16 protein-coding genes and 2 pseudogenes are annotated in these 21,430 nt (G+C 67.5%); 10 read left to right on the top strand and 8 right to left on the bottom strand.

Annotated elements, in window-relative coordinates; all coding sequences use genetic code 11:
• The 5 genes and pseudogenes from JJL56_RS24965 to JJL56_RS24945 all read left to right on the top strand — a co-directional run.
• Positions 1-369: formylglycine-generating enzyme family protein (locus JJL56_RS24965; protein ID WP_211111968.1), on the top strand; the 369-nt coding region annotated here is incomplete at its 5' end.
• A 281-nt stretch (positions 370-650) separates the two neighbouring features.
• On the top strand, positions 651-974 hold the full coding sequence (locus JJL56_RS24960; protein WP_200486709.1) for an HRDC domain-containing protein: 324 nt from the start codon (positions 651-653) through the stop codon (positions 972-974).
• Positions 971-1,990: an RNA-directed DNA polymerase gene (locus JJL56_RS24955; protein WP_200486708.1), complete on the top strand. Its 1,020-nt coding sequence runs from the start codon at positions 971-973 to the stop codon at positions 1,988-1,990. The genes JJL56_RS24960 and JJL56_RS24955 overlap by 4 nt, the downstream gene beginning before the upstream one ends.
• Positions 1,991-2,032: 42 nt before the next feature.
• Positions 2,033-2,128: pseudogene (locus JJL56_RS34095) on the top strand (formylglycine-generating enzyme family protein); the annotation flags it as partial.
• Between the two features lie 171 nt (positions 2,129-2,299).
• Positions 2,300-3,187: an SUMF1/EgtB/PvdO family nonheme iron enzyme gene (locus JJL56_RS24945; RefSeq protein ID WP_200486707.1), complete on the top strand. Its 888-nt coding sequence runs from the start codon at positions 2,300-2,302 to the stop codon at positions 3,185-3,187.
• 123 nt (positions 3,188-3,310) lie between these two features.
• Here the strand turns inward: JJL56_RS24945 and JJL56_RS24940 are convergent, their stop codons facing one another.
• Entirely contained in the window at positions 3,311-4,180 is an 870-nt protein-coding gene (locus JJL56_RS24940) for a helix-turn-helix domain-containing protein (RefSeq protein WP_200486706.1), read from the bottom strand.
• Positions 4,181-4,333: 153 nt separating this feature from the next.
• Between JJL56_RS24940 and JJL56_RS24935 the strand changes: the two genes are divergently transcribed.
• The 5 genes from JJL56_RS24935 to JJL56_RS24915 all read left to right on the top strand — a co-directional run bounded on the left by JJL56_RS24935 (position 4,334) and on the right by JJL56_RS24915 (position 13,849).
• Complete coding sequence (locus JJL56_RS24935; protein ID WP_200486705.1) at positions 4,334-6,016, top strand: integrase catalytic domain-containing protein; 1,683 nt, start codon at positions 4,334-4,336, stop codon at positions 6,014-6,016.
• Complete coding sequence (locus tag JJL56_RS24930; protein ID WP_200486704.1) at positions 6,013-6,885, top strand: TniB family NTP-binding protein; 873 nt, start codon at positions 6,013-6,015, stop codon at positions 6,883-6,885. Before JJL56_RS24935 ends, JJL56_RS24930 begins: the two co-directional genes overlap by 4 nt.
• A gap of 11 nt (positions 6,886-6,896) precedes the next feature.
• The gene (locus JJL56_RS24925) at positions 6,897-8,288 is read left to right on the top strand and encodes a TniQ family protein (protein WP_200486703.1); all 1,392 of its coding nucleotides are present in this window, start codon (positions 6,897-6,899) and stop codon (positions 8,286-8,288) included.
• A 217-nt stretch (positions 8,289-8,505) separates the two neighbouring features.
• Complete coding sequence (locus JJL56_RS24920; RefSeq protein WP_200486702.1) at positions 8,506-12,459, top strand: SIR2 family protein; 3,954 nt, start codon at positions 8,506-8,508, stop codon at positions 12,457-12,459.
• A gap of 211 nt (positions 12,460-12,670) precedes the next feature.
• On the top strand, positions 12,671-13,849 hold the full coding sequence (locus tag JJL56_RS24915) for a tyrosine-type recombinase/integrase (protein ID WP_200486701.1): 1,179 nt from the start codon (positions 12,671-12,673) through the stop codon (positions 13,847-13,849).
• Between the two features lie 79 nt (positions 13,850-13,928).
• On the opposite strand, the pseudogene JJL56_RS24910 reads toward JJL56_RS24915, so the two are convergent.
• From JJL56_RS24910 to JJL56_RS24880, 7 genes and pseudogenes are all read right to left on the bottom strand, one after another.
• Positions 13,929-14,156, bottom strand: a pseudogene (locus JJL56_RS24910) (IS5/IS1182 family transposase); the annotation flags it as partial.
• 489 nt (positions 14,157-14,645) lie between these two features.
• Complete coding sequence (locus JJL56_RS24905) at positions 14,646-15,524, bottom strand: 3-hydroxybutyryl-CoA dehydrogenase (RefSeq protein ID WP_174441996.1); 879 nt, start codon at positions 15,522-15,524, stop codon at positions 14,646-14,648.
• 54 nt (positions 15,525-15,578) lie between these two features.
• A complete protein-coding gene (locus JJL56_RS24900) occupies positions 15,579-16,514 on the bottom strand; it encodes an electron transfer flavoprotein subunit alpha/FixB family protein (protein ID WP_174436237.1) in 936 nt (311 codons plus the stop codon).
• Between the two features lie 35 nt (positions 16,515-16,549).
• Entirely contained in the window at positions 16,550-17,299 is a 750-nt protein-coding gene (locus tag JJL56_RS24895) for an electron transfer flavoprotein subunit beta/FixA family protein (RefSeq protein WP_174442234.1), read from the bottom strand.
• The gene (locus JJL56_RS24890) at positions 17,296-19,461 is read right to left on the bottom strand and encodes a methyl-accepting chemotaxis protein (RefSeq protein WP_174436861.1); all 2,166 of its coding nucleotides are present in this window, start codon (positions 19,459-19,461) and stop codon (positions 17,296-17,298) included. The genes JJL56_RS24895 and JJL56_RS24890 overlap by 4 nt, the downstream gene beginning before the upstream one ends.
• A gap of 31 nt (positions 19,462-19,492) precedes the next feature.
• Positions 19,493-20,515: a branched-chain amino acid ABC transporter permease gene (locus tag JJL56_RS24885; protein ID WP_174436860.1), complete on the bottom strand. Its 1,023-nt coding sequence runs from the start codon at positions 20,513-20,515 to the stop codon at positions 19,493-19,495.
• A gap of 3 nt (positions 20,516-20,518) precedes the next feature.
• Complete coding sequence (locus JJL56_RS24880) at positions 20,519-21,406, bottom strand: branched-chain amino acid ABC transporter permease (RefSeq protein WP_014197554.1); 888 nt, start codon at positions 21,404-21,406, stop codon at positions 20,519-20,521.
• Positions 21,407-21,430: the final 24 nt, after the last annotated feature.

Genomic DNA, 21,430 nt, shown 5'->3' with positions numbered 1-21,430 from the left:
CGGACGCGGTTGCGACGCGCGCTTTTGCACCTAAAGGTTAGGTCCACGATATGTGAACGGCTCGGGGACGGACCGGAGGGGTTGTCCCGGGAACGAACCGTCCCGGTGGGCAGCCTGCCGGCGAACCCGTGGGGGCTGCACGAAATGCACGGGAATGTCTGGGAGTGGTGCGCGGATGGCAAGCGGGACTACACGGGCGAAGCGGTCACCGACCCGCGCGGACCGGAAACGGCCGACGCCGGGCGCGTTCTTCGCGGTGGTTCCTGGAGCCGCGACGCTTGGGCTGTCCGCGCCGCGTTCCGCCTCCGGTTCGCCCCGGACGGCCGCGGCGACCGCTTCGGCTTTCGCTGTGCCTCAGGTCCGGCGTGAGCACCAGCTGGCGGGAAGCGGCGCCGGGCGTGCCCCTCGGCCGCCCCGGCAGGCGGAGCGCCGGGGTGCCGTGGGGCAGGCATGGCGCCGCGGCGGGAGGGACGGACTTTGGATGTGGGGAGGATCACGCATGCGGCTCTGCTTCTTCACCATTCCGGTCCATGGCGGCGAGGACGCCGCCGAGGCGCTGAACCGCTTTCTGGCCACCCATCGGATTCTGTCGATCGACCGCAGCTTCGTCCAGGACGGCGGCAACAGCGTGTGGTCCCTGTGCATCGGGTATGACGCCGCCGAGGGCGCCGGGCGCGAAACGGCCCGGCAAGCTGGATTACCGGGAGGTGCTGAACAAGGCGGATTTCGCCCTGTTCGCCCGCTTGCGCGCCCTGCGCAAGGACCTGGCCGAGGCGGAGGGTGTGCCGGCCTACGCGCTGTTCACCAACGAACAGTTGGCGGCCATGGTGCAGAACGGGGCCCGCAGCCCGGCGTCGCTTCTGGCCATCGACGGCATCGGCGAAGCCCGGGTCGCGAAATACGGGGAACGGTTTCTCGAGGTGTTGCGCGCCACGCCCGACGCGCGGACCGTGGCCCAGGAGGCCACCCCATGAAGCGCTCCGCGGTCGGGCTCGCCGAGATCGCCGACTGGCACACGCTTGCTGCCGCCTTTCATCGCGCCGCGCGCGGCAAGGGCCGCCGGGACGAGGTCCGCTGCTTCCGCGCGGCCCTGATGGACGAGCTTTCCGGTTTGCGGCGCGACATCCTGGATGGCACGGTGGCGGTGGGGCAGACCCGCCGGTTCCGCATCCGCGATCCCAAGCCGCGGGTCATCCACGCCCCGTGCTTCCGCGAACGGGTTCTGCACCACGCGGTGATGGCCCACGCCGGCCCGGTGCTGGAGCGCGGATTGGTGGACGACACCTTCGCCTGCCGCCCCGGCAAGGGAACCCTGGCGGCGGTGCGGCGGGCCGCCCATCACGCCGACCGCTTCCCCTGGTACGGGCAGATTGACATCCGATCCTATTTTGCCGGCATCGACCACGGCCGGCTGCTGCGGCTGCTGGGCCGGCGGTTCAAGGACGCCGGCCTTCTCGCCCTGTTCGCCCGCATCGTCGACGCCCATCACGATTCTCCCGGGAAGGGGCTTCCCATCGGCGCGCTGACCTCGCAGCATTTCGCGAACGCCTATCTGGGCGGCCTCGACCGTTTCCTGCTCGAACGCTGCAAGGTCCGCGGCATGGTGCGCTCCATGGACGACCTTGTGTGGTGGGGGGACGACAAGGCGGCCGTCCGTGCCGTCATGGCGGATGTCCGCCACTATGTCGGGGATGAGCTCGATCTGGCCGTGAAGGAGCCGGTCCGGATCGGCCGCAGCCGTCCGGGTCTGGCCTTCTGCGGCTACCGCGTGGTGCCGGGCCGTCTTCTCCTGTCACGGCGGCGGAAGCGGCGCTACGCCATCGCGCGCCGCCGGTGGGAGGCGGCCTTTCTGGCCGGGCGCATCGGCGCGCGAGAGGTCCAGGCCGGGTGCTGCGGCGCCCTGGCCATCACCGCCCATGCCGAGGCCGCGGCATGGCGGCGGGAGCATCTGCGCCGCCGGCCTCTTGCCGACGCGCTCGACCGGCTTTAACCTGAAAGGCGGGACGATGGTCGAAACACCGACGCCGAGCGCGTTCTTCGCGGTGGTTCCTGGATCAACGACGCACGGAACGTCCGCGCCGCGATCCGCAACCGGAACGCCCCGGACGACCGCAACGACAACTTCGGCTTTCGCTGTGCCTCAGCTCACGCCCGGACGGAGTCTGGACCTGACCAGAGCGTCGTCCGGGGCGTTCCTCCGGGGCCGCCGAAACGCAAGGGCGGCCGGTGTGCTGGTAGCCGGGGCGGATGCCCGGCGACGGCTCGCCGGCTGGCCGCGTTCCGTCCGGGGGAGCCGGCTGTGAGCCGGTCTGGAACCTCCGGCCGGCACCCGTTGGCCGACGGCCACCCGCCGGACTGGGCGAGCGGCTGGGGGCAGGACCGGTACGGCGTCTTCGTGACCCTCACGGTGGATGACGCCACCCAGCGGATGCGCTGGATTCCGCCGGGAACCTTCCGGATGGGCTCGCCGGAGGATGAGCCGGGGCGGTGGGAAGACGAAGGCCCGCGGCACGCGGTGACGCTGACCCGCGGCTTCTGGCTGTTCGACACCCCATGCACCCAACGGCTTTGGGGCGCGGTGATGGCGGACAACCCAAGCCGCTTCCGGTCGCCGGACCGCCCCGTGGACAACGTGAGTTGGAACGACGTTCAGGGATTCCTGAAACGCCTGAACGGCCGCATCCCCGGTTTGTCGCTGGGGCTGCCGACGGAAGCGCAATGGGAGCACGCCTGCCGCGCCGGGACCGAGACCGCGCTGTACAGCGGCGCCATCGCAATCGAAGGCGAAAACAACGCCCCGGCACTCGATGCGGTCGCTTGGTATGGCGGGAACAGCGGCGTCGGGTTCGAGCTGGACGATGGTCATGACAGCTCCGGCTGGCCGGAGAAGCAGTATCCCCACACACGGGCGGGGACGCACCCGGTGGGCCGCAAGCAACCAAATCCCTGGGGCCTCCACGACATGTTGGGCAATGTCTGTGAGTGGTGCGCGGACGGCTGGCGGGATTACACGGCGGACGCGGTCACCGACCCGCGCGGACCGGAAACGGACGACGCCGAGCGCGTTCTTCGCGGTGGTTCCTGGATCCTCGACGCGCGGTTCGTCCGCGGCGCGATCCGCCGCCGGTTCGCCCCGGACGCCCGCGGCGTCCTCTTCGGCTTTCGCTGTGCCTCAGGTCCGGCGTGAGCACCAGCCGGCGGGAAGCGGCGCCGGGCGTGCCCCTCGGCCGCCCCGGCTGGCGGAGCGCCGGGGTGCCGTGGGGCAGGCATGGCGCCGCGGCGGGGGACCGGCTACGGTTTCCGGGCGCGTTCACAGGCGTTCCGGCGCCGTCCAGACGCGGAAGGCTTGACGTCCGGTGAGGTCGGCCACCAGGCCGCGGCGGCGCAGGCCGTCGAGCAGCGTCTGGGCGGCGCGCGGGGTGACGCCGAGCGCGGCGGCGAGGGCGGTGGCGGACACCCCCGGCCGCGCCACCAGCACCTCGACCGCGCGCGGCAACGCCGAGGCCCGGCGGCCTTCTCCCGCGGCCTCCTGCAGGCGGTCGCGCCACGAGTCCAGGTTGCGGTGCAGTTGCAGGCCGCGCTCCGCCGCCCGTGTCACCGCCTCGGCGAAACGGCCCGGCCAGAGCGCCGGGTCGTCCGGGGTGTAGGCGGCGCGGGCGCCGAGCCAGCCGACGTTCATCAGCGGCAGGTGCGCCTCGAGCAGGCCGGCGCGGACCAGCCAGGCCGCGGCGAGCTGGCGGCCGGGCGTGCCGCCGAGCAGGGCGGCGGCGCCGCAGCGGTGCCAGTGTTCGATGAAGCGGGCGGCGGCGAGCAGCGGCGGCTGGCGCTCCAGCTCCCCGAGCCACACCGGGTCGAGCGCCTCGACCAGGGCGTCGTGGATCGCCGCGCGGTCGGGGACGAAGAGGCCGGTCCAGGCGGGCAGCCGGCCGGGGCCGGGCGCCCGGGTGGCCGCGGCCGGCCGGCGGTGGCCGGCGCCGGCGAGGAGCCGGGCCGGGCGGAAGAGGTGGCGCGGCGACCGGCGCAGCAGGTGGCGCAGCAGGGCGAGCACCAGGGCGGCCCGGGCGACGTCGGGGTTGGACGGCCCAGTGGCGATTCCAAGGTCGTGGTCGCGCAGGACGCGGGGATTGACCGCCGGCCCGTGATCGAGGCGGACGGCGGCGGCGGCGTCCTCGAGCACCATCCGGGTGTCGCTTTCTCCTGAGAATTTTCGTGGCCCCTCACCAAGGTCGTAGCGACATTTCAACGGGTTCCGTGCGACGTTTGTGGCTCAGACCTTTCTTGCGACTGAGAATTTTCTTGCAGCCGAACGCTTTCGCGGGAGGGCCGGCAGGGTATGGGGCAGCGATCCGACGACCCACCGGGCGACCCACGCTGGTCCGAGGCCGCGCGCCTCGCCACACAGCTCGACCGTATCCTTGATCGCTTTCCGCCGCACAGCGAGGCGCGTGCCGCCGCCATCGACGATCTGGCCGCCCGGCTGAAGCGGACGCCGCAGACGATCCGCAGCTACCTGCGCAAGTACGGCCAGCGCCGCCTGGTCCGCGACCTGTTGCGGGATGATTCCGGCCGCGGCCCGAGGCTGCCACCGGAGACCGAGGGCATCGTCAAAGCGATCCTCGACCAAAAGCACCTCACCCCCGAAGGGTGTTCCCTGAACGAGGCGATGATCGTGATCAACGGCCGGTTGGAGCAAGCTGGGCTCAAGCCGGTCTCGTTCAACACGGTGAAGAGCCGCCTTTGGAAGCATTGGACCGCCGAAGAGGTTGCGCGCCGCCGCGGCGATCGGACTGCGGCGCGGAAACATCGGCGGCGTGGCGGCGCGCTGGTGCCCGATTATCCGCTTCAGGTCTGCCAGATCGACGAGACGGAGATCGACGTCCTTGCCGTCGACGATGAGGGCAACCTCCTGAGGCGGCTCTGGGTCATCGTGCTGGTCGATGTGCTGACTCACATGATCCTGGGGTTCTGGCTGTGGCCGCGCTCGGCCAACCGGGAGGCCATCGGCTTGTGCATTCAGCACGCCATTCGGCCGAAAGGAGCCTACTTCCAGAAATTCGGCATCGAGGCCACGGATGTCTTCGGCCGGCCGGAGCGGATCATTTCGGACCGGGCGGCTTGGTACAAGTCTCTCCAGGACAATCGGAGCCTGGAGGACCTGCGCGTCGTGGTGGAGCCACGGCGCGGCGAACCGCACATCCGAGGCGTCGTCGAACGTCTCCAGGGTTCGATCAATCAGCAGCTCCGCAAGGGCCGAGGACAAACAGGCCGTTCTGTCGCCGACCGCGGCGATTACCCGGCCAAGGAACGCGCCTGCCTCACCTACGAGCAGATCGAGACGGCGGTCGCCATCACCGCGTTCCGCATCTGCAACGGAGAGATGGACGAGAAGACCCGGAAGCGCCCCGACCTCGAATGGGGCAAACACGCTTGCCGGATTCCCGAACATCTTCTGACCGTCGACTGGGAGGCGGTGCAGCTCGCTTTCCTGCCGGAACGAGCATGCCGCCTGTCCAGCAAGGGGATTCCGGCCTTTGGTCTCACCTACTGGGAGGACGAGGATCCCCGACTGGCCGAGCTTTACGCCAACCGCGGCCGGGAATCGCTGCGCATCAAGGTCAACCGCAACGATGTCAGCCACATCTACGTACGGCATCCGTCGTGGGAGTCGTGGGTCGCGGTGCCGCGGGCTGACGGCTTGCTCACGCCCCTGACGGCTTGGGAGTGGGAGGCGCAGAAGGAACGAGAGCGGGCTGAAGCCGAAACCAGTTGGATGGAGCGGGGAAAGTCACGCGAGATGGTCGACGCGGCCCTGACGCCGACGGCGGGAACCGGGCGCAAACCGCGCGTCAGCCGGAAGGCCGCCAGTGAGGCGGTGGCGGCGCGCGTCGCTGGCGATGCCCCCAAGCCCCACGCATCAGAGATGGCGCTCAATCGCCTCAAGACGTCCGGCGATGGACTGGGCCGCTTGCCGGTGGTCGACGACTGTTTCGATGTGGAACCCTGGGGGAATGCATGACCGACCATCTCAGCGATGAGGCACGCCGGCAGTTGGAAACGCTGGGGACCGCGGAGCGTTGCGCCGCAATCGAAGCGAACCGATGGATCGGCTACCCCGCGGCGGTCCGCGCCCTCGACGCGCTGACCCAGGTGCGGGAGCGCCCGAAATCCACCCGGACAACCGGCGTGGTCGTGTGCGGGCCGTTTCGCAACGGCAAAACGATGGTCGCCGATAAGTTCCTCAGCATGGAAACCGTGCAGGTTCGTGCCTCGCATTATTATCAGCTGCCGACCGACGCATCGCGGCAGGAGTTCCTGACCGGCATGATCCGGGCGATGGGACGGGTGCCCGATCCGACGCAACGGACGATCGAGGGGCGGCGCCACCAGTTAGAGGCCCTGCTCGATGAGTACGAACCGCGGGTGTTCATCTTCGACGATGCGCATCATGGCTTCCGGGGCAGCGCCGCGAAGGAGTTCCACACGCTTCTGCGGGTCATGGGCCATCGCTGGGACATGTCACCGGTGCTGATCGGCGACCGGTCGTTGGCGGAAGCGATCCACAACGATGGCGAACTGCGTACGCGGCTGACCAACCGGTCCTTGCCGCGGTGGCAGTACGACGCTGATTACGCCCGCCTGCTGAACAGTTTGGTGCGCGCCCTGCCGTTGCGCCAAAAGTCCGAGCTGACCGATGAGGCCCTGGCCAAGCGGATCTTCCAGGTGTCGGAAGGCCTGATCGGGGACATCGTGCAGAATGTCGCTGCGGCGGCTGTGGCGGCGGTCCGGGGCGGCGAGGAACAGATCACCTTGGCCCTCTTTGACTCCCTGAAGCTGGAGCCGCCTTCGAAGCGATTCTCACCGGACGAATTGCGCGGGCTTTCCTGATGGCGGGCCGCTTGCCGACCATCGGGCACGGCGAGGTGTATTCCTGCGAACCGCTCGAACGGGGCCGGCCCAGTCAGGGGGCGCACCATTGGGCGTCCGAACCGGCCCCCATCGAGGGTGAGCTCCTCAGCAGCTGGTTCAGCCGTTATGCCTGGGCAAGCGCGGTGGGGCCGCAAGCCCTTCTTTTTGAGTTTCGCGGGGTTTTCGGTCGCCATCCGGCCGATCTCGACAACGGACTGCCGCGTCGCACCTTCATGCTTCTCGCGCAACGCACCGGAATTCCCGTTCTGTGGTTCGAGCAGGCGCAGCGCTTTTCTCCAACCGTCTCTGCGATGTGGACGGGAGCGCTGCGCAGCCCACGCTTTTGTCCCGGCTGCTGGGCGGCGGACCCCATCCCCCATGTCCGCTGGCAATGGCGGGGATCCTTGTTCCGGGTCTGCACAGAGCATCAGGTTTGGCTCAATCCGTGCTGCCCGACGTGCCGGTCTCCGCTGTCCGTGCTCGGCGGGCGGCTCCGGCGCCCTCTGTGGCGCTGTGCAACGTGCCGATCCGATCTGCGGCAGGAGCGAATGGATCCGGCGTTGCCGCAAGCGGTGCTCACGCAAGCCCTCATCGAGGTCATCACGGAGTTGGCGAAGGAGATCGGACTGGAGCGGACCGTCACATCGGCGGCGCGTGCGTTGTCCGCACTGGATGCCGACATGAGCGCCTTGGAGGCCGCCCGGTTCGATCGGGATGCTCAGCCAACGAACGCGGCGGGCGGACCTGCGGGGCATCTTGAGGACTGGACCATCATCCAAAAGCGGGTGAACGCGTTCTCTCATGGTCGCCTGAGGGCCCTGCTGCTGCATCGGCTGCATCAGAGAGGGTTTCGCGAAGGAACGACGCGGAGCATGGCGAGCCCAGGGGAGCCATTGCTTCTCTTGTCACCGTCCACCCGCCTCGGCGCCTCCGTACCGCGCGTCCGGCCGGCCACCGCCGCCGACATCCCAGCGCTTCGACAATTCTGTCGGGACTTGCTGGAGGCCCTGGATGCGGATCCCCTGTCTGGAAAGGGGGGCGATCACCGCGAACTCCTGCAGGATCTCGTCGCTTTCCGGTGGCGGAGTTTCCTTGACACCAAACAGCCCGTGGTCTTGGGGATGGACGGCGGCCGCGTTGTCGGTGTGGCGATGGTGTGGACGGAGCGGCTCGTGGAGATCTTTGTCGAACCCGCCGCCGAGGCGACCTTCCTCCCCGTTCTTCTGGAGGGATGTGTTCATCTGGCCGCCCGCCGCGGGGTAAGGCGGCTCGAGGCGGAGGTCCATTATTCCAACCATGCCGATTACGAGCGGGCCGGTTGGGAGCGCACGGGCCCTGTCCCGCTGTGGAGCTTCGGCATCGGCGCCGCGACGGAAGCCTGACCGTCGGGCATGGGCAGGCGCCCCCGCCATCGCTCGGCGCGCCAGCAAATGATACCGAAGTCCTCGTTTGCTTCCGCGACTTCCGAGTCGCCTCGGACCACCATCGCCGATGGTTTGGATAATCGCCGTTATCCAAAGCTCTAACCCTTGACGGCGGCCGGTTGCCCGCCGAGGATGGCCGTCCCGCCGTAGCAATCCTTGCCCAAAGTCCCGCCCGATGACCGACCTGTCGCCGCCGTTCTCCGCAGCGCCCCATCCCCACAGCGTCCGGTTTCGCGCGGACGGCCCGCTGATTCCCCTCGATCTCATCCGTGCCCGCGACGTCGGCGAGGTGGTGTTCATCGTCGGTGCCGGTGCCTCCAAGGGCAGCGGCTTGCCGCTGTTCAAAGAACTGACCGAGACGGTCTATTTCGACCTGACCGGGGCCAATCCCGCGGCGCCGGAGGGCGTGCCGCACGCCGAGCACAACGCGTTTGCGAGTGCCTCCTACGACGTCGCTCTGGGGTTACTTGAAAGTCGGCTGGAGGGTGGTGGGCCGCCGGGGCCCGCCGCCTATCAGCGGGTGCGCGAGGCCGTGGATAAAGCGCTGGACGCCGACAAGGCCACACGGCTCGACCGTCACAAGGACCTGCTCACCCTCGCGCGCGATCCTGCAGGCTGCCCGCGGCTGGTCACCACCAACTTCGACACCTTGTTCGAACGGGCCTGGGCGGAGGTGTGCGACGCCGCCATGCCGCTGCGCTCGCGCGCCAATCGCGATCTGCCCGCGCCCGGATCCCGCGAGTTCACCGGCGTGTTGCACCTCCATGGGCGCCTGGGGGACACCAAGCTCACGCCGCGGCTGGAGGCGTCGGAACTCGTGCTCACGAACGTGGATTTCGGCGATGCCTATCTGCGGAGCGGCTGGGCGGCGCGGTTCCTCTATGATCTGGTTCGCCGGTACCATTTGGTTCTGGTCGGGTATGGCGCGGAAGACGCACCGCTCAAGTACCTCCTGAGCGTGATCGCCGCTGACCGCCGTCGGTTCCCGGATTTGAAGACAATTTACGCGTTGGACCAGGTGAGTGGCGACAGCCTGGACGCCGCCGCCGCCAATTGGCTGGCCAAGGGCATCACGCCGCTGCTTTGTGAGGCTGACGCCGCGTGGCAGCGACTGTACGAGACGCTGGCGGACTGGGCGGCGTTCACCGACGATCCCCAAGGGTGGGCCGACCGACACTTCCGCTCCATCGGAGCGACGCCGTACGGTGCGGCGGCTGAGCATGACCAACGGGTCATGCGCCTGCTCCTGACGACGGCGACCAACAGCGCGCGATTTCGGGAGCTTGGGGGTGACTTCTCCTGGATCAAAGCGATTGAAAGCCATCGTCCAAACCCGCCCCAGGACGAAGCCGGGCCCACAACCACGCGGTCATTGTCCTACGCGCGGGCGTTTTCGGCGTGGCTCAACGACCGACTCCACACCCCTGAGGCCATGTCCTGGACCGTCGCGCGGATCGCACCTCCTCCGCCGAAGCGGTTGTTCGAAGACGACGCCAACGGTGCTGTGACGGTTCAGGGAGATGTCGACACTGTGACGCAACTGCAGGGGTTCTCGCGGGACGAGCTTGCCGAACTTCGACGGCACGTTGATGTCGCCTCTCCGTCATGGTCTCCCGCCGTCCGTCGGTTCTGGTTTTTGGTGCTGCTCGTGGCCGATGATCTCCAACGCCACCGTCGGGAGCGTTACGCCTACCAAATCCTCAAGCGTCTCAAGGCCGCCCGTGAGGCGCCGGACGAGGCTGACGTCCACCGGTTGGCGGAATTCCTGCGTCCCACCGTGCGCATCGAACAGCCGTGGTCGAGGACCGACACCGTGGACGCAAGCGTTGCGCAAACCTTCGATCCATTTTCCCTCGTTTCTGTCCGGTTGGCGTGGGATGGTCATCCGGAACACCGGGAGGTGGTCGCCGCGTTGCCAGATTCGGCTGGCTGGCTGCTGAGTCTCCTGCGTGCGCTCGAGGCGGAGTTGGACCGGGTCTATTGGCTCGCGCGCCAGTACCAACAGCCCGATGAGCGCGACTGGCTGAGCTTGACCATCAACCGTGTCGCCACCGAACCGCATTGGACGCGGCGTAGAGACCACGCGGCCGGCGACAGCGATCCCGACCAATACGCTCTCGACCACACGGAGCTCGTTCGGGTCATCGCCGGCGCATGGGACAGGCTTGTCCAGCTGGATGGTGCGGTTGCGCGTCGGGTCGCTACCGGGTGGTCCTTACGCGACGACCTCCTGTTTCTCCGTTTGTATCTTCATGCCCTTAAGCGTCAGGAGCTCTGGACGGGTGCCGAGGTGGCCCAGGCCTTCGCCGATCTGTCCGACCGGCACTTCTGGTTCGATTTGCCGGAAGTTAAATTGCTCCTCGTCGACCGGTGGCGGAGCCTCGGCGACGCCGACCGCGCTGCGCTGGAGGGTCGTTTGCAAACTGGTCCTGCCCCCTCACCGTTGCACGCAGCAACAGAGGACGAGAGTCTGGCGTGGCGGAGTGATCTGGGGGCGCGCCGGCTCGCGGCGATCGCCACGTCCGGCGGTGCGCTGTCAGCGACGTCTTTGCAGATGGTCGCAGAATTGCACACCCGGCTTGGACTCGATCAGCCAGTTCCCGGGGTGACCGCCCCCCTTCCAAAAGAGGGGCTAATCAGGACAGCGCCGGACGGGGATGCCGCCGCCTTTGGCGGGCTCGAGGGCGCGGAGCTGGTCTCGGCGATGGTGAAACACACCGTGGGGCATCAGCTGGGTGACGGCGATGCGTCCGACGCGCTGATCCGGGATCAGCCGGAACGGGTCCTCGGCGCCTTGCTCAAGGCCCCTCAAGAGCCCGCCACCGCCGGTCTGTGGCGGCGACTGCTGCGGCGGCTCAGTGAGCCGGGAGTCTTGGAGGCAACATCCCCGCCGACGAAAGCCGAGGTCTTGCGTGCCATTGCACAGCTATCCCCAACCACACTGTGCGAAACGGCACAAGCGGCCGTACACTTTGTGCAACGTTTGGTGTTCAGCGACGGGAAAGCTGAGCCGACCTTTGTCGCGTCTCAACAAGCGCTGATGCTGGCGGCGTGGCAAAATCTGGCAGCCTACGCCCAGAGGGAAGCGCTCACGGACGCACCCTTCGCTCCGCACCAGGGCGAGCGCCTGATGCACCGTGCGCTGAACACAGCTGTGGGGGACGTCGCCTTCCTTGCTCTCGCACTCGCCGACCTGAGCGAGCGTCACGCGCCTATGCTTTCGACCATTGCGGCGCAGAGGGGCACGCTTGACCGGCAACTCGCTGACATTGCCGATCCCGCCCGGATGCTCGTCGCGGCACGCCTGACCCAGTGGCTGTCCAGCGCGATCCGCCTCCTCCCCAAAGCGACCGAGGAACTCGTCCTCGGCCCTCTCACCACCGCCGAGGTGGCGGACACCCATTTGGTACTCCTGGACGTGCTGGCCCGGTACGGACACGGTCTAACGCCGGACTTGTTTGCCCGTTTGCAACCCCTGATCGCGCAGGAGGTCAAGCTGAACCGCTTGTCCGGTCAGGGGATTTCCAGGCTGGTCGAGCAGATGACGTGGCGCACGCTTGACGGTTTTGCCGGTCGCCTTGATCCGGCGCCGGACGAGCGCAGCATGCGGGGCATCCTGCAGCGGACCAGTACAGGTGCGCGGGGCGACGCCGCCGAGGTGGTTGGCCGTTGGCTGCAGATGTCGCCTTCCGAGGAGCGGGTGGAGCTCTGGAATCGTGCTGGTGCGCGATTTTTTGACACCGCTTGGCCGTTCGACGCGGTTTTGCGCAGCCCTGAGGTTTCACAGCATCTCGCGCGCGTGCCGGCCGCCGCAGGTGCGGCGTTTCCCCACGCTGTGGCGAAGATCCTTCCGCTTCTGACTCCCTATCCGCTCTGGGATGTCGCCACGATCTTTCTCTTTGCCGGAACAGCCGGTGCGGAAAACGCCGCCGAACTGGTGAAACCGGAGCAGCAGTTTGCCGCCACCCACTGGGCAGCCGCGCTCGATCTCCTCGAGGGCGCCCTCGGTTCGGCACCGGAAATCGTCCCGTACGACTTGGCCGATTGGCTCAAGGAGGTGGGCGAACAGGCGCCCGACGCCGTCCAGGACCAGCGGTACCGACGCCTGCTGCGCCTGACCCAGCGCTAAAGCCCCTTACTTATCAAGACAGACGGTCAACACACCATGCCCTCGCCGAAGCGCCACTCTCCCGGCTCCATTGCCGGAAATCGACCGGGGGCCTGGCAAACCGCGAAAGCAGCGTTGGCGGCATCCGCTCGCATCTTCGCAGTTCGTTCAAAACCCGTGCCAAAGGGTGGCGCGTTCCACCCCGCACCACATGAGACCGGGTCGTGAGGACATGACGACAAAGCTCCCCGCCATCGGCGCCCCGGATCGGCACAGCGCCCTTGTCACCGAGCAGGAGATGCCGCCCGAGATCGTCGCGCGGGCCCAAGAGTACCTCGCCGATTTCAAGAGCGCGCGCGCCGCCAAGACCATTCGAGCCTTCGAGAACGGCGTCCGGTTGTTCCGCGCGTGGTGCGAAAGCGGCGGCCATGGATGGTTTCCCGCATCCCCGGCCACGGTGGCGGCCTTTGTCGCGTCCATTGCCAAGCAGCCGTTCCGGCGGATCGTCACCAAGCGTGGCAAGCCCACCGCGATCACCACCGGTCCGATCGCGGCGGCCACCATGAAGCAGTACCTGTGGGCCATCGGCCTGCTGCACCGCTCCGCTGATCTGCCGGACCCGACCAAGACCGGCAAGGTCGGTTTCGCCGTCGACGCCTTCGAGCGCGACGTTGGGGTGTGGCAGCGGCAAGCGCCGGCGCTCACCCGTGAGGCCAGCGACCGCATGGTCGCCGAGATCGAGCGGCGCCTCGGCGACGCCCGCGAGGACGGCAAACCAGCCTCGCTCTATGATCTGCGTGACCGGGCGCTGCTCCTCGTTTGGCGCGACACGCTGGCCCGGGTCGGCGAGGTGGTGCGGCTGCGCTGGGACGACTTCGAGCGTCACCCGGTCAAAGCCAGCGGTTCGGTCCGCATCCGCCGCAGCAAGACCGACCAGAAGGGCCAGGGCCACGCGCGCCACCTGACCGCCGAGGCGGTGGCGGCCCTGGACGTGTGGCGCGACGCCCACGCCGCGGCCATCGACCAGGCGCTCGCCGCCATACCGGAACCGTCAGCGGGCAACGTGGAGGCTGCGCGGAGGCGGACGCGCTGGGCCGCCCTCGCGGCGGCGCGCGACTTCGTCTTCGTCGGCGTGCACCGCGCCGGCATCACGCCATTGTCCGACACCGCAGCCGTCCGCGTGCTCAACGACCGCGCCGCCGACGCTGGTGTGCTGCAGCGCTTTTCCGGGCACAGCGTGCGCGTCGGCACCACCCAGGATCTGCTGGCCGACGGCCACGAGGTGGCGGCCATCGCCCAGGCCGGCGGCTGGAAGGACATCAAGATGGTGCTGCGCTACGGTGACCGCTTGCTCACCGAGCGCAGTGCCGTGGCACAGGCGGAGGCGTCTCGGAGCAGGAAAGAACCATAGTGCCAAACGCTTCCTGGCGCGAAGTAAGTGTGGGCCGGTGAGGAGACGATCCTGATCCGTCATTCCAAGAGGGCCGGACTCATGACCAGTAAGTGGCGGTTACCGCTATGTGGACGGCCGCCATGAGGTTGGTGGCGGAGCAGACATAATGGGTGGAGATGTGCCGGAAGTCCTTGAGGTGCCCGAACATGCGCTTAATGACATTAATGTTCCGGTAGATGTAGGCAGAGAATAAGTTTTTCCAGCGCTTGTTGGCACGTGGAGGGATGTTGAGTGCGGTCCCAGCCTGCTCGATCTTCCGGCGGAGTAGTCGTGCGCAAGGTGGCGCGCGGCTCCACGCTTCTCAGCGAGTGCACCGGCGCTCCCATCGCGCGGTTGCGGCCGACCGGCAACGGCGACACGGTCCAAGTGCTCTGGTCGAGCGGCGAGCGTTGGGGAGCATCAAGCCCGCCGGGGATTGCGACCATGGGCTTGACCGTGTCTTCGACTATGTCGCCAACGAGCCGGACTTCTGGATAAACGCCTGATCCGAACGCCGTGAAATTGGCCAGAGTCCTGGTCAGTCTCGGTGTTCCTGCTGATTTCGTTCGTCTGCTGACCTGAATGAGCCTCCTTTCAGCGTCAATGTGCTGGATTGTCGCAAAGATGCTTGGGCCATCATTCTATATGCTTCAACAGTGTTAATGTCCGTGGCTATGATTGCGCTTCCTTCAGCGTCGGAAATCGCCAAGCAGTCTTCAAACGTCAGCATTTTTCGTCCTTCTAAAAAGAATTTGAAAGGGGTTTTACATGCTTGTCAGCGCGTCGGGACCTGCGGGTTCTTGGAGTAGTCGTAGAAGCCGCGGCCGACCTTGCGGCCGACCCAGCCGGCCTCGACATACTTCACCAGCAGTGGGCAGGGGCGGTACTTGGTATCGGCCAGACCCTCGTAGAGGACCTGCATGACCGCCAGACAGGTGTCCAGACCGATGAAGTCCGCCAGTTCCAGCGGGCCCATCGGGTGGTTGGCGCCCAGCTTCAGCGCCGTGTCGATGGCCTGGACGCCGCCAACGCCCTCATAGAGGGTGTAGACCGCCTCGTTGATCATCGGCAGCAGGATGCGGTTGACGATGAAGGCCGGGAAGTCCTCGGCCACCGCCGCGGTCTTGCCGATGTTCGCCGTCAGCTCGGCGATCGCGTTGAAGGTCGCCTCGTCGGTCGCGATGCCGCGGATCAGCTCGACGAGCTGCATCACCGGCACCGGGTTCATGAAATGCATGCCCATGAACTTGGACGGGCGATCCGTCGAGGCCGCGAGGCGGGTGATCGAGATCGACGAGGTGTTCGTCGCGATCAGCGCCTCGGGCTTCAGGTTCGGGACCAGCTTCTTGAAGATCTCGCGCTTGAGCGCTTCGTTCTCCGTCGCGGCCTCGACCACGAGATCGGCGTCATGGAACACGGACAGGTCGGAGCCGGTGGAGATGCGGGCGATCGCCGCCGTCTTGTCGGCCTCCGACAGCTTCCCCTTCTGAACCTGACGGTCCATGTTCTTGGAGATGGCGGCCACCGACTTCTGCAGAATCTCCGCGCTGATGTCGGAGATGACGACCTCGTACCCCGCCTGCGCGCAGACGTGGGCGATGCCGCTGCCCATCTGGCCGGCACCGATGATGCCAATCTTCTTGATCGTGGACATATGAGCTTTCCCGCTTGTCTTTGGCCCGCTGGTCTTCGGAAGAGGACTGGCCGGTTACGCCTTGTCCAGCGCGGCCGTCAGCTCCGGCACCGCCTTGAAGAGGTCGGCGACGAGGCCGTAGTCGGCGACCTGGAAGATCGGCGCCTCCTCGTCCTTGTTGATGGCGACGATGACCTTGCTGTCCTTCATGCCGGCGAGGTGCTGGATGGCACCGGAAATGCCGACGGCGATGTACAGCTCGGGCGCCACGATCTTGCCGGTCTGGCCGACCTGGTAGTCGTTCGGCACGAAGCCGGCGTCCACCGCCGCCCGGCTGGCGCCGACTGCCGCCCCCAGCTTGTCGGCCAGCGCTTCCAGAAGCTTGAAGTTGTCGCCCGACTGCATGCCGCGGCCGCCCGACACGACGATCTTGGCCTGGGTCAGCTCCGGACGCTCCGACTTCGTCAGCTCCTGGCCGACGAACTTGGCCGAGCCGGCGTCGCCCGTCCCGGCGATGCTCTCCACCGTCGCCGAGCCGCCCGTGGCCGCCGCCTCGAAGGCGGTGGTGCGCACCGTGACGACCTTGATCGGGTCGGCGGACTTCACCGTGGCGATGGCGTTGCCGGCGTAGATCGGCCGCTCGAACGTGTCGGCGGAGACCACCCCGGTGATGTCGGAGATCGCCGCGACGTCGAGCAGCGCGGCGACCCGCGGCAGCAGGTTCTTGCCCTCCGACGAGGCGGCGGCCAGCACATGGCCGTAGCCCTTGGCCAGACCGACGACCAGCGGCGCGACGTTCTCCGGCAGCGGGTGGGCGTAGGCCGCGTCGTCGGCCAGCAGCACCTTGGACACCCCGGCGATCTTGGACGCCGCCTCGGCGACGGCCTGGGCGCCCTGGCCGGCGACCAGGACATGGATGTCGCCACCGATCTTGGCGGCGGCGCTGACCGCGTTCAGCGTGGCCGCCTTCAGCGCGGCGTTGTCGTGTTCGGCGATGACGAGAATGGACATGTCAGATCACTTTCCCTTTAGAGCCGGTGGGCCCTTCAGATCGCGCGGGCTTCGTTCTTCAGCTTGTCGACCAGGGCGGCGACGTCGGCGACCTTGACGCCGGCCTTGCGCTTGGCCGGCTCGGCGACCTTGAGCGTGGTCAGGCGCGGCGCCACGTCGACACCCAGCGCGTCGGGGGCCAGCGTCTCGATGGGCTTCTTCTTGGCCTTCATGATGTTGGGCAGCGAGGCGTAGCGCGGCTCGTTGAGGCGCAGGTCGGCGGTGACGACCGCCGGCAGGGTCAGCTGCACCGTCTCCAGGCCGCCGTCGATCTCGCGGGTCACGGTGACCGCGCCCTCGGCCGGGACGACCTTGGAGGCGAAGGTGCCCTGCGGCCAGCCCAGCAAGGCGGCAAGCATCTGGCCGGTCTGGTTGCAGTCGTCGTCGATCGCCTGCTTGCCGAGGATGACCAGCGTCGGGCCCTCCTTGTCGACGAGCGCCTTGAGCACCTTGGCGACGGCCAGCGGCTGCGTCTCGGCGTCGGTCTGGACCAGGATGCCGCGGTCGGCGCCCATGGCGAGGCCGGTGCGCAGCGTCTCCTGCGCCGCGGTCGGGCCGACGGTGACCACGATGACCTCGGTCGCCTTGCCGGCTTCCTTGAGGCGGACGGCCTCTTCGACGGCGATCTCGTCGAAGGGGTTCATGCTCATCTTCACGTTGGCGGTCTCAACGCCGGAACCGTCCGCCTTGACGCGGATCTTGACGTTGTAATCGACCACCCGCTTGACCGGGACGAGGACCTTCATGTCTGGGCTGCTTCTTCCGTGGTTCGAATGTCGGACAGGAAACGTTCGATTTCGGTGCGCAGGCTGGCGGCTTGCCGGGTAAGGTCGCCGGAGGCGCTCAATACATCCCCCGCCGCCGTCTTGGTGCTGTTGGCGGAGCGCGCCACGCCGTCGATGATGGCGGTCACGGACTGAGTTGCCGTTGCCGCCTGGCCGGCGTTGGCAGCGATCTCGGCAATCGCCGCGCCCTGCTCCTCGACGGCGCCGGTCACGATGGCGGAGATTTGGCCCATCTCCTCAATCACCGAGACGATCTGGCCAATGGCAACGGCTGCCCCGTCTGTTACAGACTGCATGGTGTCGATCTGGGTGCCGATTTCCTCGGTCGCTCTGGCCGTCTGAGCGGCCAGGCTTTTGACCTCCGAGGCCACGACGGCGAAGCCCTTGCCAGCCTCTCCGGCGCGGGCCGCCTCGATGGTCGCGTTCAGGGCCAGCAGGTTGGTCTGCGCCGCGATGTCGTGGATGAGCTGCACCACGGCGCCAATGCGGCCGGAGGTTTCCACCAGAACCCGCATGGTATCGCCGGCTTGCACGGAGGCGCCGATGGCCGCTTGGGTGATGCGGCTGGATTCCTCGTTGTGGCGACGGATGTTGCTGATGGAAGCGCGGAGTTGGTTGGCCGCCGAAGCCACGGTGCCGACACTCGCCGCGGTCTGCTCGGCCGCAGCGGCGACGCCGGTGGCCTCGTTCAGGGTGCGGTCGGCGCCGCCGCTCATGGCTTGGGCGGTCGCTTGCAATCCGTCCGCGGAAGAGGCCACGGCGCGGACGATGCCCCCGACACGGGCGTCGAAGCCTTGGGTTGCCTGCTCCAGCGCACGCGTCCACTTTTCGCGCTGAGCGCGCACCCGCTCCTGTTCTGCCCTTAGAACCTCGGCACGCCCCAATGCCTCCTGAAACACCTGCATGGCGCCAGCCATCCGGCCGATCTCATCGCGCCGATCCCGGGCCGGAATCGTGATATCAAGGTCTCCTTCGGCGAGGCGTTGCATGGCGTGGCTCATTGCGCTCAGCGACGTCGTGATGCCACGGGCAAAAAGGACGCCACCCGCGCAGATGATGAGCAGCAACAGGCAACCCGCGATCATCATCTGGTTGCGCATGGCATAAACCGGCGCCAGCACCTCCGCCACCGAGGCTTCCGCCAGAACGGTCCAGGCCAGCCGGTCGTGCCGCAGCGGGCGGGCGGCGGCCAGGGCCGTTGCCGTGCCAAGCGCGTTCATCGTCTCGACCACGCGCGCGTTGTTATCAGATCCGCCAGTTGCGCCCATGGTTATGGTTCCGCCGACGTGGCGGGACAGGACGGGCAGGCCGTGAGCGAAGCGGGGTGTGCTGCGCAGCAGGCCATCGGCGCCGAGAAGGTAGGTGTCGCCGGTCTCACCCATGCCATCGGTCGCCCGCATGATGCGGTTCAGGCCGTCGGGCTCCAGCCGAAATGTGAGGAGGGCGAGCAACTGGGCGCTGCCGTCCGGCTGCGGCATGGTGATGGGACTGACGAGGAAGGCCGAGGGCGCTTCGTCGGGCGCTCCATAGACGGTGAAGTCAGCGATCTGCAGAGTGCCGGGGCGTGGATCGCTTCGGACGGCGGCCTGAAGGTTGGCCAGGGCGGGTGACGCGACCGGCTGGGCAAAGTCGGCCCCCTTGGCCACGCTGTAAATCACTATCCCCTCAGGGTTCAGCAAAAGCACGTCGGCGAGACCCCGGCGCTGCATGAGATCCTGCATCCAGCCATGCAGGCGCAGGTGCGCGATGTCGTACATCGCGCCGGAATCCGCCTTTTCCAGCCTGTGCCGCTCGCCAGCCGGGTATGGGTTGTCATCCACGTAGCGCTTGCGCAGGGAAATGCCGGCGTCCCCGCGGTCGGCCTCGACGCGCCAGCCGTTGCTCATCCCGACCGCCGCGTCACGCATGGAGCGGGTGCTGGCGGTCAGCACGATGTCGTTTTCCAAATTGTCCAGATAGGCGCGCACGCTGGCTTCGCGCGCATCGGCCAGCGCCACCAGCTTGTCCTGCGCCGTCTCCCGCAAGCGCCTGGACGCAGCATCATAGGCGAAACTGCCGAGCAGCACGGCAGCGAGCACCGCCGAGGTCACCAACGCGCCAGGAATTTTGTACGTCAAGAACACGGCTAATCCTCCAGTGCACGGCAAGGAAAGATCAGCGGCTGCGCCTGCCAATCCAGGCAAGGCACTCGCCGACGACGCCGCGTCGGAAGACCAGCACGCAGACCACGAAGATGGCGCCGGTCACCACCGGAACCGGCACGTTGAAGTCGGCCAGGTAGCTCTGCAGCGTGACGACGATGGCCGCCCCCACCACCGGGCCGAGCAGCGTGCCCATGCCGCCGAGAAGCGTCATCAACACCACCTCGCCCGACATCTGCCACGTCACGTCGGTCAGCGAGGCGAGCTGGAAGACCAGCGCCTTGGTCCCGCCGGCCAGTCCGGCGAGGCTCGCCGACAGCACGAAGGCCAGCAGCTTGTAACGCTCGGTCCGGTAACCGAGCGACACGGCGCGCGGCTCGTTCTCGCGGATTGCCTTCAGCACCTGGCCGAAGGGCGAATGCACCGTGCGCCAGACCACCGCGAAGCCGACCAGGAACACCGCCAGCACGAAGTGGTACATGGACATCAAGTTATTGAGGTCGATCACCCCGAACAGATGCCCGCGCGGCACCGCCTGGATGCCGTCCTCGCCACCGGTGAACTTGAGCTGCAGGGCCATGAAGAAGACCATCTGCGACAGCGCCAGCGTGATCATGGCGAAGTAGATGCCCTGCCGGCGGATCGCCAGCGCGCCGAAGGCGAGGCCGAGCAGGGCGGAGAAGCCCATGCCGAGCAGGATGCTGACCTCCGGCCCCAGCCCCCAGACCTTGGCGGAATGGGCGGTGATGTAGGCGGCCCCGCCGAAGAAGGCGGCGTGGCCGAAGCTCAGCAGGCCGGCAAAGCCGATCAGCAGGTTGAAGGCGCAGGCGAACAGCGCGAAGCACAGCACCTTCATGACGAAGACGGGATACAGCACGTAGGGCGCCGCCAGCGCGATCAGCAGGCCGATGCCGAGGATGATGGCGTTCCGCGAGGTGTCCTGCCCCGGACGGCGCAGCGCGATGGTGGTCGTCTGGGTGTCGGCCGCCTTGAGGTTGGCCGCCTTAATGCCGGTCGTCTTGCTTTGAGTGGCCATGGCTCAGCGCTCCCGTCCGAAGAGGCCCGCGGGCTTGATGAGAAGGACGATCGCCATCACGACGAACACCACGATGTTGGAAGCTTCGGGGTAGAAGACCTTGGTCAGGCCTTCCAGCAGCCCCAGCCCCAGGCCGGTGACGATGGCGCCGAGGATGGAGCCCATGCCGCCGATCACCACCACGGCGAAAACGACGATGATCAGGTTGGAGCCCATCAGCGGCGACACCTGGTAGATCGGCGCCGCGAGCACGCCGGCCAGCCCGGCCAGCGCGACGCCGAAGCCGTAGGTGGCGGTGATCATCACCGGCACGTTGATGCCGAAGGCCTGGACCAGCACCGGGTTCTCCGTCGCGGCGCGCAGATAGGCGCCGAGCCGTGTCCGCTCGATGGCGAACCACGTCCCGAAACAGACGATCAGCGAGGCGACGACGACCCAGCCGCGGTAGTTGGGCAGGAACATGAAGCCGAGGTTCTGGCCGCCCTTGAGCGCGTCCGGGATCGGATAGGGTTGGCCAGACACGCCGTAGAAGTGGCGGAAGGCGCCTTCCATGATCAGGGCGAGGCCAAAGGTCAGCAGCAGGCCGTAGAGATGGTCGAGCTTGTAGAGGCGCGACAGCATGGTCTTTTCCAGCACCACGCCGAGCAACCCGACGATCAGCGGCGACAGGCCCAGCGCCCACCAGTAGCCGAGGCCGAGCTTCGTCAGCAGCAGCCACGCCACGAAGGCGCCGATCATGTAGAGCGCGCCATGGGCGAAGTTGATGACGTTCAGCATGCCGAAGATGACCGCCAACCCGAGGCTGAGCAGCGCGTAGAACGAGCCGTTGATCAGGCCCAGCAGCAATTGGCCGAACAGCACCTGGGGCGGCACCCCCAGCAGGTCAAACATGACCGTCCCTCCCTATGAATCGAG

It is taken from the genome of Azospirillum aestuarii, assembly GCF_016632405.1.
GTDB lineage: Bacteria > Pseudomonadota > Alphaproteobacteria > Azospirillales > Azospirillaceae > Azospirillum > Azospirillum aestuarii.
This window is presented reverse-complemented; position numbering and strand designations above follow the sequence as displayed.

Coding starts and splice junctions, on each gene's coding strand:
- JJL56_RS24955 (WP_200486708.1), top strand. CDS start 971: ATGAAGCGCTCCGCGGTCGGGCTCGCCGAGATCGCCGACTGGCACACG.
- JJL56_RS24905 (WP_174441996.1), bottom strand. CDS start 15,524: ATGTCCACGATCAAGAAGATTGGCATCATCGGTGCCGGCCAGATGGGC.
- JJL56_RS24880 (WP_014197554.1), bottom strand. CDS start 21,406: ATGTTTGACCTGCTGGGGGTGCCGCCCCAGGTGCTGTTCGGCCAATTG.
- JJL56_RS24895 (WP_174442234.1), bottom strand. CDS start 17,299: ATGAAGGTCCTCGTCCCGGTCAAGCGGGTGGTCGATTACAACGTCAAG.
- JJL56_RS24885 (WP_174436860.1), bottom strand. CDS start 20,515: ATGGCCACTCAAAGCAAGACGACCGGCATTAAGGCGGCCAACCTCAAG.
- JJL56_RS24915 (WP_200486701.1), top strand. CDS start 12,671: ATGACGACAAAGCTCCCCGCCATCGGCGCCCCGGATCGGCACAGCGCC.
- JJL56_RS24920 (WP_200486702.1), top strand. CDS start 8,506: ATGACCGACCTGTCGCCGCCGTTCTCCGCAGCGCCCCATCCCCACAGC.
- JJL56_RS24960 (WP_200486709.1), top strand. CDS start 651: ATGACGCCGCCGAGGGCGCCGGGCGCGAAACGGCCCGGCAAGCTGGAT.
- JJL56_RS24935 (WP_200486705.1), top strand. CDS start 4,334: ATGGGGCAGCGATCCGACGACCCACCGGGCGACCCACGCTGGTCCGAG.
- JJL56_RS24930 (WP_200486704.1), top strand. CDS start 6,013: ATGACCGACCATCTCAGCGATGAGGCACGCCGGCAGTTGGAAACGCTG.
- JJL56_RS24900 (WP_174436237.1), bottom strand. CDS start 16,514: ATGTCCATTCTCGTCATCGCCGAACACGACAACGCCGCGCTGAAGGCG.
- JJL56_RS24940 (WP_200486706.1), bottom strand. CDS start 4,180: ATGGTGCTCGAGGACGCCGCCGCCGCCGTCCGCCTCGATCACGGGCCG.